General features: G+C 44.8%; 12 protein-coding genes and 1 pseudogene. All 13 read right to left on the bottom strand.

Going from position 1 to position 16,198, the window contains the following annotated elements:
• Positions 1 to 131: 131 nt before the first annotated feature.
• Complete coding sequence (locus ACBP55_RS11070; RefSeq protein ID WP_464651503.1) at positions 132 to 2,396, bottom strand: helix-turn-helix domain-containing protein; 2,265 nt, start codon at positions 2,394 to 2,396, stop codon at positions 132 to 134.
• A gap of 596 nt (positions 2,397 to 2,992) precedes the next feature.
• A complete protein-coding gene (locus ACBP55_RS11065) occupies positions 2,993 to 4,981 on the bottom strand; it encodes a heparinase II/III domain-containing protein (RefSeq protein WP_464651501.1) in 1,989 nt (662 codons plus the stop codon).
• A 49-nt stretch (positions 4,982 to 5,030) separates the two neighbouring features.
• Positions 5,031 to 5,837 (bottom strand): response regulator transcription factor, encoded by an 807-nt coding sequence (locus ACBP55_RS11060; RefSeq protein ID WP_464651499.1) that lies wholly within the window; start codon positions 5,835 to 5,837, stop codon positions 5,031 to 5,033.
• Complete coding sequence (locus ACBP55_RS11055; RefSeq protein WP_464651497.1) at positions 5,821 to 7,668, bottom strand: cache domain-containing sensor histidine kinase; 1,848 nt, start codon at positions 7,666 to 7,668, stop codon at positions 5,821 to 5,823. Before ACBP55_RS11055 ends, ACBP55_RS11060 begins: the two co-directional genes overlap by 17 nt.
• 55 nt (positions 7,669 to 7,723) lie before the next feature.
• Entirely contained in the window at positions 7,724 to 8,992 is a 1,269-nt protein-coding gene (locus ACBP55_RS11050; protein ID WP_464651496.1) for a Gfo/Idh/MocA family protein, read from the bottom strand.
• 44 nt (positions 8,993 to 9,036) lie between these two features.
• Positions 9,037 to 10,224 carry a glycoside hydrolase family 88 protein gene (locus tag ACBP55_RS11045; protein WP_464651495.1) on the bottom strand — a complete coding sequence of 396 codons (1,188 nt, stop codon included), beginning with the start codon at positions 10,222 to 10,224 and terminating at the stop codon, positions 9,037 to 9,039.
• 91 nt (positions 10,225 to 10,315) lie between these two features.
• On the bottom strand, positions 10,316 to 10,627 hold the full coding sequence (locus ACBP55_RS11040) for a hypothetical protein (protein ID WP_464651493.1): 312 nt from the start codon (positions 10,625 to 10,627) through the stop codon (positions 10,316 to 10,318).
• Entirely contained in the window at positions 10,620 to 11,849 is a 1,230-nt protein-coding gene (locus tag ACBP55_RS11035; protein WP_464651492.1) for a type 2 periplasmic-binding domain-containing protein, read from the bottom strand. Before ACBP55_RS11035 ends, ACBP55_RS11040 begins: the two co-directional genes overlap by 8 nt.
• A gap of 105 nt (positions 11,850 to 11,954) precedes the next feature.
• Positions 11,955 to 12,839 (bottom strand): carbohydrate ABC transporter permease, encoded by an 885-nt coding sequence (locus ACBP55_RS11030; protein WP_464651491.1) that lies wholly within the window; start codon positions 12,837 to 12,839, stop codon positions 11,955 to 11,957.
• A gap of 21 nt (positions 12,840 to 12,860) precedes the next feature.
• Positions 12,861 to 13,838 (bottom strand): ABC transporter permease, encoded by a 978-nt coding sequence (locus ACBP55_RS11025; RefSeq protein WP_464651489.1) that lies wholly within the window; start codon positions 13,836 to 13,838, stop codon positions 12,861 to 12,863.
• Positions 13,839 to 14,488: 650 nt separating this feature from the next.
• Entirely contained in the window at positions 14,489 to 14,878 is a 390-nt protein-coding gene (locus ACBP55_RS11020) for an ABC transporter ATP-binding protein (protein ID WP_464651487.1), read from the bottom strand.
• Between the two features lie 60 nt (positions 14,879 to 14,938).
• Positions 14,939 to 15,363: pseudogene (locus ACBP55_RS11015) on the bottom strand (sigma factor-like helix-turn-helix DNA-binding protein); the annotation flags it as partial.
• Between the two features lie 3 nt (positions 15,364 to 15,366).
• Entirely contained in the window at positions 15,367 to 16,197 is an 831-nt protein-coding gene (locus ACBP55_RS11010; RefSeq protein WP_464651485.1) for a helix-turn-helix domain-containing protein, read from the bottom strand.
• Position 16,198: the final 1 nt, after the last annotated feature.

Here is a 16,198-nt window from a genome sequence, read left to right as displayed (position 1 = left end):
ATCGGTGGGCAGGGTAAATATGCGGGGTGTATTTGCGGTTGTCATTATGCATTGTGACTTGATCTGCATATCATAAAGACCTCTCGCATTGTTCCTCGGGAACCGGAGAGGTCTTTATGGGGGGCCATATTCTACTCAACATCAATATCCGTCCTGTTTCCCCATAGCTTCCGATATTCTCCTGGTGTCACCTTAACGGTTTGCTTAAATTTTCGGATAAAGCTGGGGACATCAAAGTAACCGATTTGCTGAATGAGATCCTTCAACACCATATCTGTAGATCTGAGTAATTGTTTGGCCTGTTCCATCCGACAGTGATTGACTTCATCCGTAATGGTTTGTCCAGTCAGTTCTTTATAAGATTTCTTCAGATACGAGGCAGATATCGTAAAATGATCCGCCATCGCTTGTACGGAAAATTGGGAGTCATGATAGTTCGATTGAATGTAATCCTGCATGGCTTGTTTGAGCCCTCTATTCCTGGAATCCGATTGTGAACCCAGAATGTCGGCGCACAAATCCTCGCACATATGTTCAATTAATAAAGCTAGATCCTGAATGGTATCAAATTTAGTCAGGCTGATTACATCGGGGTAGGTCTTCCCGTCTGCCTCCAACCTGCCGTTCAAGCGATACATGGCTTTCAGTATGCAGTTGATCATATCGTAGCAAACACACCGGACCATATGCAGCGGCATCGAACCGGTTTCAATGATCGATAGTATTTGTCGAACCATTGCCTTCACGGTTTCCGTATCCCCTTGGCGAATTAGTGTCTCCATCGTCTCAATTTCTTGTCTTGGATAACGAAACACCGAATTGGTATGTTCTGTGATGTCGTTATAAAAAATAACTTCATTAAAGCCTTTGATCAGCCTGAAATCCAATGCTGTTGATGCCTCGATAAATGATTTCCCGAGTTCACGAAGATCCAGATACAAATTGCCGACACCGAGCGTCACATCGATATCGAATTGTTCGCGAATGTACCTGTGCAGATGCGTCATGTTAGGCCTTAGCTGCCCACTTTCCGTATCGGCGGTGCAAATAAAGTTGAGTATCGGACCCTCCAGCCCGTCAACGTGATAAGCCTCGAATAACTTGATCATGCTTTCTTCAATTTCCTGAACCAGTTCTGTTTGGCGCTCCCGCTCCATACTGACTAGATCGCGTATGGCAAAGCGCACCACAAAAAACATCTGCTTGGTGAAGCGGATTTCGACCATCTCGGCTTTGGAGCGAAACTCCTCTACATGGTTCACGCGACCCTTGATCAAGGTCAGCAGCATTTGCTCGCGCACTGCTGAACGATGATTCGTTATTTGCTGCCCCATGTGATGCTTTTCTTCGGCGATTTGATGAATCGCTTGTGTAACATCACTGAAATTGCGAAACGACCCTCCCCATTGTTTACCAGTAAACAATAAAAACCGGCGTACGGGATAGTAATTAACATGTAGTAACACAAAGATTAGCACACTACCGATCACAATCACCCATATTAATGTGAATAATGCCCTTGTTTGAATCTCGTTGATACGTTGCATGAATTGATCGGTAGGCAGGATCGTAACATAAGTCCATCCGTTATAAGAGGATTTCACTTTGGAGAATGCATAATCATGATCGTTCAATTGCGTAGTACTTGTCCCTAACGGCAAAGAGGCTACCATTGGAGAGATGTCCACCCCTGCAAAGTAAGGTTCATCACGCAAGGATACGATTAACTGCCCTTGACGATCAAAAACCATCGTATTGCCTTCCTTGTATTCCAAAAGCCCTTTTAGCATATTTCTGACCTTCTGTTCTTCAATAATGAACAAGACTGAACCATATGTAATCGTACCGTTGACTGGAAGCGGAACGAGGTAGGTCAACACCCTTTTATCCGTTAATTGCGAAGAATCCACTCTCTCCGAAGGGCGGAATCGAGGCGCACGTAATTCAAGCAAATCCTCGGTGAATTGCTGTGATGTCCACGATTCGTACCGGTAAATATTATCAATTAACATGGAGGGCGTGTACGTGCTTGTTCCGGAATACAAATACGGTTGCCCATTAATATATATAAGAACGTCTCTGATAAAATCGTTGGACTTGTAATAAGTCAGCAAGTTTTTGGCCTTAACCGCATTATACATATCTTGCTGTAATTGAAATGGCGTCAACTCTGGCTTGGAAGCGATTTCAGCTGCGATAGTGTTCATTTCCTTGATTTTCAGATCGAAGGACCCCTGAATCTGTTCCAGAATTCGCTGATGGTTGCCCGTCACTTCATCCTTCAAAATAACGACATAATGATGATAAACGGACAACCCGATAACGAGCAGAGGAATGAGAAGCAAGATCAGGTAAGATATCAAATATTTATAAAACAAAGGAATTTTGTTCAACAATCTTATCATCCCCCAGATGCAATGTTATCATTGTAATGATGAAGAACCATTATATCATAAGACAGAGCTTATTTTAATGGTAACGCTTTCATAATGACATATGCCAAATAGATTATCGATTGGCGAAATGTATCCGAATATCAGATTTCGGACTTTAAGGACGGTGTTCGATATTTGGACTTCGCTTATATTCGCGGGACTCATTTGGTCTGTATAGAAATTGATGGCTATAAGGCGCACAATCAGGAAATGAATCGATGGCAGTTTGCAGATCAGTTAACTTGTCAAAACCATCTCATAAAAAACATCCCGATTCATTCGAGACTTAATCGAAATGATTTGGAATGTTCTTTAGTTTATTGCTTGACCATCCAGATTATAGATACCTTTATCTATCCAAACACCCGATATTGCTCATTAGCGTAGATTTACCTGAACCAGACGGCCCTGGCTTTGATCAAACCGATCGTCCCAATCGAGATTAAATCCTCGAGATCTTCTCCCGTATTGTCGAATTTTTTGAGGTTGTGAACACAAAGCAACGTAAAATTCTGCATCCATGAATCGTTTCTTGAAATTCCCTGATTCCTTCGTTTTTAATGTACATCATGTCCCAATTCTTCTCTCAGGGATGAAATCAATCTTGTATGGGAAAGCGGTGCGTCGCCTTTGGAACAAACTCGGAACACGGTGACGAATGACGTCTCCTTCACCTTAGGCGCCCGTCGGATCAGCGTGCTCCGGCGTTTGACATGTGCCATTGCCGGCGATTCAGCCAAATACCACTGCTCCTGTGCCAAGTTCCCAGAAAAACTGCCAATGCCGTAAATCTGCAGCCGCTCATTTGGAGCATCCGTCTCGTTCCATTGCCACTCAAGCATCCAACGATTAACTTCCAAACCGGATAGACTTCGGATTTCCTTCAAATAAGAATATCCTTCAGCCTCGGATAATCGAGCGGAAGTGACTTGCGTATACCCTAAGGATGGTTGAAGGAGCGGAACCCCAGGGGTGTGGAATACCCAATCAACATCCTCCTCCCGGTCGCAGATGACCTTGCATACATCAATTAAGAGTCCGTTCGCAAGCGTAATGCTTCTCTCCAAGTGGACACCTTCATAAGCGTCCCCCACCTCTGCAACAATACGGACAGAACCGTTTCGTTCACAAGTCTTTACCTTCCGCAGAAACCCGGTAGAGGGACTCTGCGAGCGCCCGCCGACTACAATCGTATTATGAGCAATCGTCTGCCGAAACCAAGCATCGTGCAGTGGGTGGCTGTAACCCAACATGCCTGCGTCCGTCAGCCAACAGCGGCCTCCCGCATAATAGATCAAATTCAGCTTGTCAAAGTGACCATGCCAACCGCCGTGCTCCCCATAATCGACTAGCGCTGCTTGCGCTGACGGTCCTTCATCCATTGTCACATACAGCATGCCAGGCTTGCTCAAATCGATCACACGGACATCATGGATTGCAGCTTTGTCCGTAAGCTCTGGCTGCGGTCGAATGTCTCTACCATAAAGCAGAGTGTACAAGGAGCTTCTTTCCGATTGGCGAAGCAGATCGCCCCCTAAGCCGAACGCTGTATAAGCATATTCATACACGTCTGCATACTGAATCAGGTCGGTCTCCAAAGAATCGTGAATGGCCGGGAACGTGTAGTCCGGCAGATGAGCTTCAAGGGGTATACGGAACATGGACTGAAACTTCTCGTCTTCTTCCAGCGGTACGTCAAATGCTACAGCAGAGTGAACTGTGGTGATCAGCGCCATCAACGTAAAAAAATGGTAGCCCCAGGATCCCTCGCACCAAAAGCCTTCTTTTCCTACACTTCGCTCCATTTGGAAACGAAACCCATTGTCAGGGTCATTCACAGCACGCTCGAACAGAGCCCTATCACTCAACGCTTCGGCCACAGATGCCGCTGCTGCATTGTGATAGCTCTGCCAGTTCGACTCTCGGCGCGGATTTCGGTCTATCACGGCGATAACCGGCCGAAACAGGTTCATCTCGATGACCAATATCTCCATATCCGTCCACTTTTGGCAAGACTTAAGTATCGTGAATGCTTGGGCAAGCGGAATGATCCACATCGCCTCGCTCAACGTTTGATTTTGTACCCTAGCCCCGTATCTTCCAGCCTCGTCCCCGCTTTTACCAAAAATATCATGAAACTCATAGGAAGCGTAATGCTGCGCATAAAACAAAAGCACCTGCTTCGTCCAGTCTGCATATTCCGCTTCTTCGGTTGCGGCGTACAACATTGCGGCGGTTAGAGTCCTTTTGCTGATTTCTGAATGTTCTTCTGCAATAACTACTTCGTCATACGGGGAACCGCTTATTTCTTGCTGACAGAGCGGACACTTGTGAAGAACCCTCGTGATCGTCTTAAGACGGGTTCCGTCAGCAGGACAGACATAAGAATGACCCCAACCTCCCCCGATGAGCGGAATATCCGGTGGAGACGCGACGATCGATTTCATCTGTCCCATCAGATGGGCAAGCGCTTTCTGTGCTGTTGTTTCAGTTCGGAGCCTCGACCGGAATTGCTCAAGCCATGCTGGTGATTGCAATGCATACATGTATAGGAACCTCCATTTAATGGTTCACCGGATCTTAAGGGTTCTTCAGCTAATGATTGGATTGTCTAAATTCTGTCGGACTCATGCTAACCATCCGTTTGAATATTTTATTGAAATGGCGATAATTTTCCATCCCAACCTGCTCTGCAATTTGAAATGTTCTGAGGTCTGTCGTAAGCAGCAGCTTCTTGGCTGCTTGAATCCTCATCGACATCATGTATTGGGTGTATGTTTGCCCCGTCGTTTTTTTGAACAACGAACTGAAATAAGGAATGCTGTATCCTACTTTGGCAGCCATGTCTTCCATGCTGACCGATACGGCCAAATCAGCCCTCAGCTGTCCTATCACGTTCATCATGATCGTATTGACGGGAGCACTCGCTTGGTCATTGCCCTCTTCACTGGATCCAGAGTTGTTATTCCGATGGGCCGCTTCTATTTTTTGCCGTTCCTCTTCCCGCTTACTAATTCGCGGAATGAAGTTTTTAAGTGTGTCGGTGAGCAGCGTCTCTTGAACCAGACAATCTTCCTTAATCAAGTAGGACGACGCGCCTAATTCAATTGCCTTTTGTGCATAGTGGAAATCTTTATGACAAGATAAAATAATCGTTTCCGGCATCTCCAGTCCCAACTGTTTCAACGCTTGGAGCAATTCAATCCCGCTCATCACAGGCATGGTAATGTCGGTAATCAGAAAATGAGGTTGAAATTCTTGGAACAATTCAAGCCCTCTTTTTCCGTTGACAGCCTCCCCCACGAGCTCTAACCATTCATTCTCTTGGGCAATCATTCGTTTAAATACATCGCGGGCCGGTTTCTCATCTTCGACGATCAAAACTTTAAATGGAGCCGTCATTCGAATGTTCCTCCTTAGCGAATTCCAATCGATGCCTTGGAATAAGAATGGATACGATCGTCCCTTCTCCTTGACCATCACTTTCAATTCGAAATTCCGATTGCTCCCCGAAAAGCAGCCTGACACGTTCGGATACATTTTTAATGCCAATGCTCTTCCCTCGATCACCGTGTTTGATATACGCTCTTAACTGTTCCAGTCGTTCAGGTTCCAATCCTAACCCATCATCTTCAACTTGGATCATGACGGTATCTTCCGTCAGCAGAACCGTTCGAACGATAATGGTCCCTTGATCCGTTTCTTTGCCCAAAATACCATGAAACAATGAATTTTCAATCAGAGGCTGCAGTAATAGCTTAGGAATTAGCATGTCATGCAATTGTTCATCAATTTCCGTTCGCAAAATCATTTGACAATCATATCTCAATTGCAGCATGGCTATATAATCGGTTATATAATTCAGTTCGCCGGAAAGAGGGACAAGCTGTTCATAGCTTTCCATCGAATAACGCAGCATAGAAATGAGTCTGTGCAGCATGCTTCTGATTTTGTTGTAATCCTTCAACATAGCGAACATGCTGATTGTATTCAATGTGTTGTATAGGAAATGGGGGTTGATCTGCGCCTGCAGCGCCGTTATTTCACTACGCCGTTTCAGCTCTTCCGATTGCTGTAAATCTTCCATCAGAGAGTTTAGGCGAAAAGCCATATTATTCAGCATCGTACCCAGCTCGCCAATCTCATTTTTCGGATAATCCGAATAGGAGTTGGCAAAGTTACCTTGTTGAATCATCCTCATGTGCCGTTTGAGTCGCTGAAGCGGTCGATACAGGTTGTATCCGATGACAAGTGAACCGATCAATCCAAAAATCATTAGCATCATGAGCAGAAGCAATGCCGTTCTCGTAATAAATCGCGTGCTTTCCGACAATTGATCCATCGGTATTTCAGAAATAACGATCCACTTATGAAAATTTCCAGACTGTTTCATAGAGAAGAGTGAATGATCAACCACGAACTGTTCACTGTGATTTTTGCCGTTCCATCCCTCAATAGCTTGTTCGACTCGCGCGGAGATTTCAGACGAAGATTCATTGCTGGTCGTGGCGATTACTTTGTTCTCGCTCGTGACGATGTATAATGCGCCGTCTGGGCCAAGATTGATGTTATGAATCGCCTTTTGCAAAGCTTGCTTCGGCAGCGTAATCACTAACACGCCTCTGTAGCCTGTACCGTTGGAATACGTGAGTTTTCGCATAAAAAAGCTATTGTCAGTCAGAAATGAATCGCTTCCGCTGTTATCATCAACTAATTGAAACGCCTTGTTGGATGCTCCAAAAGAGCGAATCAGCTTCTCATATCTCGATTGTTCTAACGGAACAATCGAGTCCGTTGTTGAAATCACTTCACCGGAATCGACGGAATACATGCTTATATCCGTTATATCTCCGATCGTTGTTTTTCCCGCATCCAGCGTTCTCAGCAGTTCCTGCATCTGAATCACATATTCGAAGTAGTTGTCCTTTACGTTCAATGAGTTCGTAATGATCGGCGAAAGTCCGTATTGGTTGCTTAATTGTTGTATACGCACCATCGTATTATCGATTTGCTCGTTCAATTGGTTAACGACTTGCAAATTCAACGCATTCACTTTCGTCATCACCGTTTGGTTAGAAACATGCACCGTTACAAATGCGAAAATAGATAAAGGAATAGCAGAAACCAGAAATAGAAAAAAAATAACTTTGACAAAAAAACTTCTTCGTAAAAAACCTAGAAACGATGCTGTCATATGATAATCGCGGCCTTTCCATATCATCCGAGAGGCCAAGCATGCACCTCTCATGTTGTCTATTTTAGCACATGGCGGATGAGGCCATACAAGATCATATTGCTAGTTCATTCGATTTTAGTAAATCGGCAAATTCAGCCAACTCGATCGATTTCCCCTGATTCAAGCGGGATTGTTCCGCCGCAAACGCCATTAAATGACTCCGTACGGAGGCCGTAGCGGACGTCAAGCTTTCTTCCCCACTGTATTCGCGCACTTCCTTTAAGAAACTGCGGACGATCCCGTTATCCCCGCCGCCGTGACCGCTCGTTTGCGTGGGAAGCTTAATCTCAATATGCTCATGGGTTACAAAATCCATCAGAACAATCTTGTCATCCTCACCGCGAATTTCACCACGGGTGCCCATGATTTGAATCCGGCGTTCCTGATCGCGGGTAAAACCGCTCATGCTAAACATCGCAGTGGCGCCGCTCGCAAATTCCATATTTACGACCTGATGATCGACAACGTTATTATCGCATTTATATACACACCGGCCGTATCCCGTCTCCTTCAAGCCTTGCACGATGCTTTCTCGGGATAAATCAGGCGCGAAATGTCTTGCCCAGGCCTTATGTTCACCGAAGTAGAAGCGAGGGGCCGAATAAGGACATGTCGCCTCGACGGCGCAGCCGTCAATACAGTATTCTGTGGAGCCTTCCGGCGCATTGCCGGAATGAAAATGCATAAGTGAGCCGTACGAGCTAAGCCGTACACATGGCTCATCCATCAACCACGATAGAACATCCATATCATGGCACGATTTGGCCAAAATCATCGGACTGGACTTGTCGGAGTTGTTCCAGTTACCGCGAACGAAGCTATGCGCCATATGCCAGTATCCAACGTTCTCATTGAGTTGGATCGATGCCACTTCACCGATTCGCCCTTCAGTAATGAGCCGTTTGATGGCCGACCAGAATGGCGTATAGCGAAGGACGTGACAGATCGTAAGCAGTCGGTAATTTTCCTTAGCCGCTTGCTCCATGTCGATACATTCCTTCGGGTCCGGCGACATCGGCTTTTCCAGCAATACATGGTACTTTTTGCATAAAGCCTTCAACGTCGGATGGTAATGCATCCGGTCCTGCGTGCAAATCATGGCGATATCGGCAAGCTGCGGCTGTTCGAGCAGTTGTTCCCATGATTCAAAGCACCGCTCCGGCGGAATACCGTGTTCCTTCGCAAATTGTGCCAAACGATGCGGATCTGACTCCGCTACGGCGACAAATTTCAACTCATGCGGGTAGTCCAGTGCGTAAGGCGCATAACTGCGAGAACCTCTGGCTCCCGCCCCGATTAAAATTGCTGTAAGCTGTTTCATGCAAATTCCTCCTTGTTTCCATCTAGTAAGTAATCATTGTGTTTTTACCAGTAAGGTTTCCAATCCCTTGTCACTCGAACCAGCGCTTCAAAATAAAAATAATCGCCCCACAGGCAGCATTCGTCTACGCCTGAATTTCCTGGCTTACTGTACACGCCATGCAGCAGCAATCCATTGGATTCCGGTGTGCTAACGGTTGAATAATTGTCCATCAAAGACGTTAGGATGGAACTTGCCGCATTTTCATAAATGACCTTAAGGGGATCCGCTGCAGACAAATGCTTGTTAAGCTCCAACATACCGCATAAGGCAATGGCGGCAGCTGAACTATCGCGTACTTCAGAACCACTCGTAAAAATCAAATCCCAGTAGCAAACGTAATCTTCCGGCAACCGGTTTATGAAATAGTTCGTGACTTTCTTAGTTAAATCAATAAGTTCTTGATCCTTCGTGTAAATAAAGTTCAGCGGAAACCCGTAGACAGCCCAAGCCTGACCGCGCGACCAGCAGGAATCGTCCGAAAACCCTTGAGCGGTTTTGCCATATAGAGGAGCACCGGTGTCAACATCCATATAATACGTATGAAAGCTGGATGCATCCTCCCGAATCAAATACGCTGCAGCTTGTTTGACATGCATAGCTGCTGCATCGAAATATGCCGGATTACCCGTCATTTCCGCCGCCCAATACAAGAGCGGAAGATTCAAGCAGCAATCGATAATCATACGTCCCCGCTGCTTCGGATTACTCAAGCTCCCCCACGCCTGGATGATTCCGGCATTTGCCAGATAGCGAGTCATGAGCAAATCAGCTGCACAAAGTGCCGTTTGCTTCGCTTCCTCGTTTCCGGTAAGTTTGTAAGCCGCCACACAGGAAAGGGAATATAAAAAGCCTAAATCATGGGTTTCGGTGCCAATTTGTTCCTCTGCGCGCTTTTTGAAGCTGTTCAATTGAATTTCGGCGGCACGGCGGTACTTCTCGTCGCCTGAAACTTCATAAGCAAGCCATAGCATCCCTGTCCAAAATCCTGGCGTCCATTCATAGTTATCAGATGCAGCATATACGAGATTCTTGCTGACGATATCGGGAAATTTATCTGTAAACGTAGTCAAATTGCGATCAATCTGTTTCAAAACATGAGCAATGGCCGCATCGCATTGTTCCTTGGTAATTGTAGACGGGTTCTTGAACTGATCTGCTTTCCGTACCCCTTCATCCTTCACATGCTTCATATTCAAGCACTCCTTCGTTTTTACAGAAACCTCATTAAAATATATGGAGAATTACCCTAGACCTAGGGCAACTCTCCATTGTCAAGCAACCTTATTTCTTAATTGCGTTATATTGCTCCATGTATTCTTTCGCTGCCGCTTCGCCATAATTTTTGGACCAATTGTTGATTTCCGTTTTCACATCATCAATAGAGCCTTCTCCAATGACATATTTCAGGGCAACTGTACTCACTTTTTTCAAATGATCTGTGTTTTTCGTAAGCGTAGGGGATGTCATTCCACCGAACGGATTCGTTATACCGATTTTCTCGAAACTATCCGTGTATTGTTTCATCTTCGTTCTTAAAGGGTCAGACGCATCCGATGAGACATAGTAATAAGGGTCATAACGATTGTCAAGCACCCAAACAGCCGGAGTCTCCGCCTGGAACAGCTTTACCTGATCGGTCTGAGCGCTCCACCTTGCCGTCTTTGTAACTGGTGGAATGCTGACCGATAATGCCAGCTTTGCTGAATGCATAATTTTCTTCGCTTGCGCTAAAATCAAGCAAATCAACGAGTCTCTGAACCTTCTCCTTAGGCGTGGTCGATGGGACTACCCATAACCCCCAGAGACCGGCAGCTTTTGCAATGCCGCCTTTACCATCGGGACCATTCAGCAAAGGAATCATGTCCACTTCCGCTTTGGCGTCCACTTTGCGGATTTTATCAAGCGGGGAATTAGGAGCATCGCTTAATTCACCAACATGATTTGCTTTTACACCGGCAATCCCTTGTGTCCATTTCTCAACAGCTTGCTGGGACTTTAACACGGTAGCGTTCTTCTCGATTAACCCGCTGGCCCAAGCACCTTTTAACCAATCCAAATATTTCAAGTAGCCCTCGGTTTGGATCGCAAACTTAGGTGTTCCGTTGTCGATCGTCCAAGCATTAGGCATCCCCAATGCGTATTGAACGGATGCAAGCCAATCGAAAACCGTGTAGGTGTTTGTCGCATATGTAAGTAGAGGGATTGTTTTTCCTCCGCCAACAGGATCTTTCTCTTTGATCGTTTTCAATACTTGTGTGAATTCGTCCAGTGTTTGCGGCTTTTTCAAGTTATATTTATCCAGCCAGTCTTTGCGAAAAAGGAAAACTCCTTGTGCACTATACAGCTGACGGGGCCTCGGAATCCCGTATACTTTATTATCTACTTTCGTTTGAGACCAAGTAATCTCCGGAATCAAGTTCAGGTTCTTCTTATCCTTCATATAAGGCGTGAGGTCATAAAAGGCGCCTTGCTTCACATAGTTCGTAAATACGGCATCTTTGCCGTTATCGAACAGAATCAAATCATATTGCGAAGAATCAGCCATCGCGATGCTAATTTTATCCTTGTAAATATCTTCAGGAACTAGCTCTAAATCAAGCTGGACATTGCCGCGTTTCTCGAAATCTTCCTTCGCCTTGTTCCCCTTCAGAAGCGGAGGTTCTCCGTTATAAATAAGCATCGCCTTAACTTTGAGCGGTTCTTTGTTTGCAGTGGCGACTGCCCCTTGTTTATCCTCGCCTTTACCGCAGGCAGCCAAAAGACTCATTGTCATTACAGCAGCAAGCGAAACTTTCAAAACTTTTTTCATTGTCATACCTATACCACCCTCTCCAAAGTTCAACGATAGTGACCCACACGTAAGTTTATCTCCTTGATGATCTGATGCTGCCCTTTTCACCTCCCATGTAAAATCCACGCCTTATTCTTTAATGGATCCAATCATAGCACCTTGCGCAAAATGCTTTTGTAAAAAAGGGTACACGACCACGATCGGTATCATCGAGATGATGATAGCAGCCATTTTAATTGTGTCTCCAAGCTGCGCCGCAGACTTTTCGTTCATACTGAACTCGTTGTTAATATTGGATGTGCCGACGACGATCATCTGGCGCAGCAGCACCTGAACGGTCCACATGCTGCTTTTGCTCAAATAAATAACAGCGCCGAAAAACTCGTTCCAATGACCAACCATGAACATAAGACCAAACGTAGCCATAATCGGCATGGACAGTGGAAGAACCAACGACCATAAGACACGCACTTCCCCAGCTCCGTCCATTCGCGCCGCTTCTTCCAAGCTTTCCGGCAAGCCTTGGAAAAACGTTTTCATCACCATAATGGTAAAAGCGTTGGTAGCGCTAGGCAGTATAAGCGCCCAGTACGAATTCAGCAAGCCAAACGATTTGATCAGCAAATAGTTAGGAATTAATCCGGCACTGAACAGCATCGTGAAGAAGATCATCAGCATCATGACCCGACGGCCTGGTAAAAACTTTTTGGACAATGCATAGGCTAGCGTTACCGAGAAAAGGAGATTAACAAAGGTACCTACAATGGTAACGTATACAGAATTGCCTATCGCGTTAACGAACCTGCTTGTAGACATCAAGTATTTATAGCCCTCTAGTGAAAACTCCTTAGGAATGAGGAAGAAGTCCCCTCCGATCGACTCCCCTCCCCCGCTGAAGGATACCGCTAAAATATAGATGAATGGAACGATGATCAGCAAACTAAATACAAGCATTAGGAGGCTAATCACCCCATCAAACATCGAAATCCGCGTTCTCATTGATTGTAATCTCATTGACCTATCACCTCGTTTCGGTTAAAAAACACCGTCTTCTCCTGCTTTTTTGGCTAAATAATTACTAATCAATACAAGAATAAGTCCTATGAGGGAATTGAACAATCCAGCCGCAACTCCGTAGCTGAAATGCGCCTCCGTTAACCCGACCCTGTAAACGTACAGATCAATGACATCGGATACCTCTTGGTTAAGAGGGTTGGTCATTAGGAACACCTGCATGAAGTTCGAATCCATGAGATGCCCAAGACGAATCACCAGCAGAATAATAATGGTGCTCTTAATTCCGGGTAAAGTAATATGCCAAATTCTCCGCCAGCGCCCAGCACCGTCCATAGTGGCCGCTTCGTATAGTTCCGGGTTGACGCCAGCGATCGCCGCTAAGAAAATGATCGTTCCCCAGCCCGCATCCTTCCATATGCTTTGGAATACGGCAAGTGAGCGAAACCATTCCGAGCCCGTCATAAAAGCCAGTTCCTTACCGATCAATGGACCTAAATAATGGTTGATCACGCCGGAAGGTCCGAAGAAAATAAACGTTATCCCTACGACAACAACCCACGATAGGAAGTGCGGCAAATATACAATCGTTTGGATCATTTTCTTGAAAACGGCTGAACGCAATTCGCTAAGCATGATCGCCAAGAGAATGACGAATGGAAAATAAAAAAGTAAATTGAATAAGCTCAACATCAACGTGTTTCGTAAGAGTAGGAAAAATGATTCATTCGAGAAAAATTCCCGAAACTGTTGAAGACCTACCCAAGGGCTTTTGCTAAAACCGAGAAACGGACTGTACTCTTGGAACGCCAGCAGCACTCCCCACATCGGAAAATATTTAAACACGATGAAGTATAACATTCCGGGAGCAGCCAACAGATAAAACCATAAGTACTTCTTGAGATTTTTTCTTAACGAGGATCGATGTGTTTTGGTATGATGGCTCCCAAATGGTTTCACTACGCCGATCTCTGGCTTATCGAGCTGACTCAAACGCATGCATGGTGTACCCCCTCAGAAGAAATTATACATTTATGTTACATAATCTAACAATAAAGTTACATGTCCTCTTTTATCGGAAATGTATCTTTTTTTAAGATCATGCAAAAACGAAAGGAAGCGCTTACGAAATAGAATAAAGTTCAAAATCACTTGACATGACACTAACATATTAAAATAAGCGTTTTCACTCAATTTAAATAATTTACTAGAATTTAATGTTACACAAATGAAGTTCGAAGTTACATGTTCTCTTTTAATGGAAATGTATCCTTATTTAAGATCCTGACTTGTCTCATATGGCTGAGACAAAGTCACCTATATTAATAAATGCATGATTGATCAACGACATAAAATCAAAAACCCGAATCTTTGGCTAGATTCGATTCAAGTTGGTCGGATTAAAAAATCGTGAAAGAGGTTCATCAACGTCTAAAGCAAATCGATATCGCTGGTGTTCTTGAGACAATGCTATAAGAAATATACCGGAGTTTCACCGATTAAATATTGAACATAAGCAGAATGTTGGGACGTAGCATTAAACCAGACAACAGCTGGATTCGTTGAACGACAAAAAGGGGCGACGACATGCCCCTTTTTGATCACATTCTATGATTTTATTGAAATACTTCGTCCTCATATACCACCAACTAAACGCCTTCATACAACCGCCAATCCCGAAACCTTACTACTCTTTCCACCTGCTCCGCAACCTGCCGATCATGCGTAATCACAATAATCGTCCTGCCCTGCTCATTTAACCGCCTGAAAATATCCATAATCTCTACACCGGTCTTCGAATCTAGCGCACCAGTAGGCTCATCCGCTAAGATGATCGGTGGATCGCCTGCCAACGTCCTTGCAATAGCTACACGCTGCTGCTGCCCACCGAATAGCTCAGAGGGAAAATGCTTCGTATGATCCAGTAAATCCACCGATTCTAATGCCTGCAGAACGAGAGGTTCTCTTTCCTTTTTGCTCAGTCCCCGATAAATCAACGGCAATTCCACATTCTCATAAGCACTTAATCTCGGCAGCAAGCTACTTCACCTTCATTACTTGCACGTGGTCCAAATAATTGAAGAATCCGATTCATAACCTTACCGCTTCGCCTTATTCGCCTTATAAAACTCATGATACAGCTTCATAAGCGCCCGCTTCTCAATATGCCCAATTCCTTCGCAATCTCCCTCTGCGTCCGCTCTTCCCCGCCAAGTTCCAGCCCAAACCGGCCAACGACGACTTTCTTCTCGCGATCATCCAATATCTCCAGATTTCGATAGATTTTGCTCTTCTCTATCTTGAGCTGCACCTTATCCACGGCATCGTCGGCCTCCGTGCCGAGGATGTCAATCAACGTAATCTCATTCCCCTCTTTGTCCGTTCCGATGGGATCATGCAAAGACACGTCTTTCCGAGTTTTCTTCAGCTAACGTAGATGCATAAGGATCTCGTTCTCAATGCAGCGAGCGGTGAACGTCGCGAGCTTGGTCCCTTTGTTCGGCGAGAACGACTCATTGGCTTTAAATCAATCCAATCCTCTTTTATTTCTAAATTGCTTGGGTGGCATGCCATTAGAATGCTTAAAGCTTTTGCTAAAATGAAACTCATCCGCATATCCGCAGTTTTCAGCAATCTCTTTCACCGTCAACTCTGTATATAGTAATTGCTTCTTGGCATGTTCATTGCGTACATCTTTCAAATAGCTTTTGGGACTCTTTCCTGTATGCTTTTGGAAAAGACTGCGAAGATATGAAATTGAAATTTGGTATCGATCAGCTAGTTCATGTAACCGAATACCCTCTCTATAATTCCGATCCAACTCATCCTTCACTTTGATATACATGCTTAAGGCCGAAGTTCTACGTATACGTTCGGGGCTATTTTGCTTATGCAATTCATACAAAAGATTATATAGCAGTGATTTGGTCAAAAGCTCACTCTCAAGCTGTCCAGGAACCCATCCCTCCGATAGCTCTTTGAATAGGCTGTCATATTTTTTTGCCATACTGTCTTCACACTTCAACATGAATGGCAGTTCTAATTCTGGAAGATCAGTTGCCTCATACGCTCCTTGAGAAATCATCGTAACGGATATAAGTGACAGCAGTACCATTGTAATTCGCAGCGGATTGTCTCGATCACCTTCCATAGTCATCTCTAAACCTGGTTTTAAATAAAACAGCATGCCGGATTCAATCGAAATTTTCTCTTCTGTTCGGAATGTCCCTTTTCCTTCACGAATCCAATAAAAGCTATGAACTCCAACGTTTTTCCGTATATCTCTCCATTCAGGAGAAGTCTGCTTATCGTTGATCCAATGAATACGGATTGCCATATTATTTAATTTTTCTTCCATG

The organism is Paenibacillus sp. WG02 (assembly GCF_055396115.1).
The sequence above is the reverse complement of the archived record's forward strand: the minus strand, read 5'-3'. Positions and strand labels throughout refer to the sequence as shown.

What these genes read in the sequence shown, in the direction of transcription:
- ACBP55_RS11065 (WP_464651501.1), bottom strand. Translation starts at nt 4,981, where the DNA reads ATGTATGCATTGCAATCACCAGCATGGCTTGAGCAATTCCGGTCGAGG.
- ACBP55_RS11060 (WP_464651499.1), bottom strand. Translation starts at nt 5,837, where the DNA reads ATGACGGCTCCATTTAAAGTTTTGATCGTCGAAGATGAGAAACCGGCC.
- ACBP55_RS11050 (WP_464651496.1), bottom strand. Translation starts at nt 8,992, where the DNA reads ATGAAACAGCTTACAGCAATTTTAATCGGGGCGGGAGCCAGAGGTTCT.
- ACBP55_RS11045 (WP_464651495.1), bottom strand. Translation starts at nt 10,224, where the DNA reads ATGAAGCATGTGAAGGATGAAGGGGTACGGAAAGCAGATCAGTTCAAG.
- ACBP55_RS11035 (WP_464651492.1), bottom strand. Translation starts at nt 11,849, where the DNA reads ATGACAATGAAAAAAGTTTTGAAAGTTTCGCTTGCTGCTGTAATGACA.
- ACBP55_RS11030 (WP_464651491.1), bottom strand. Translation starts at nt 12,839, where the DNA reads ATGAGATTACAATCAATGAGAACGCGGATTTCGATGTTTGATGGGGTG.
- ACBP55_RS11025 (WP_464651489.1), bottom strand. Translation starts at nt 13,838, where the DNA reads ATGCGTTTGAGTCAGCTCGATAAGCCAGAGATCGGCGTAGTGAAACCA.
- ACBP55_RS11010 (WP_464651485.1), bottom strand. Translation starts at nt 16,197, where the DNA reads ATGGAAGAAAAATTAAATAATATGGCAATCCGTATTCATTGGATCAAC.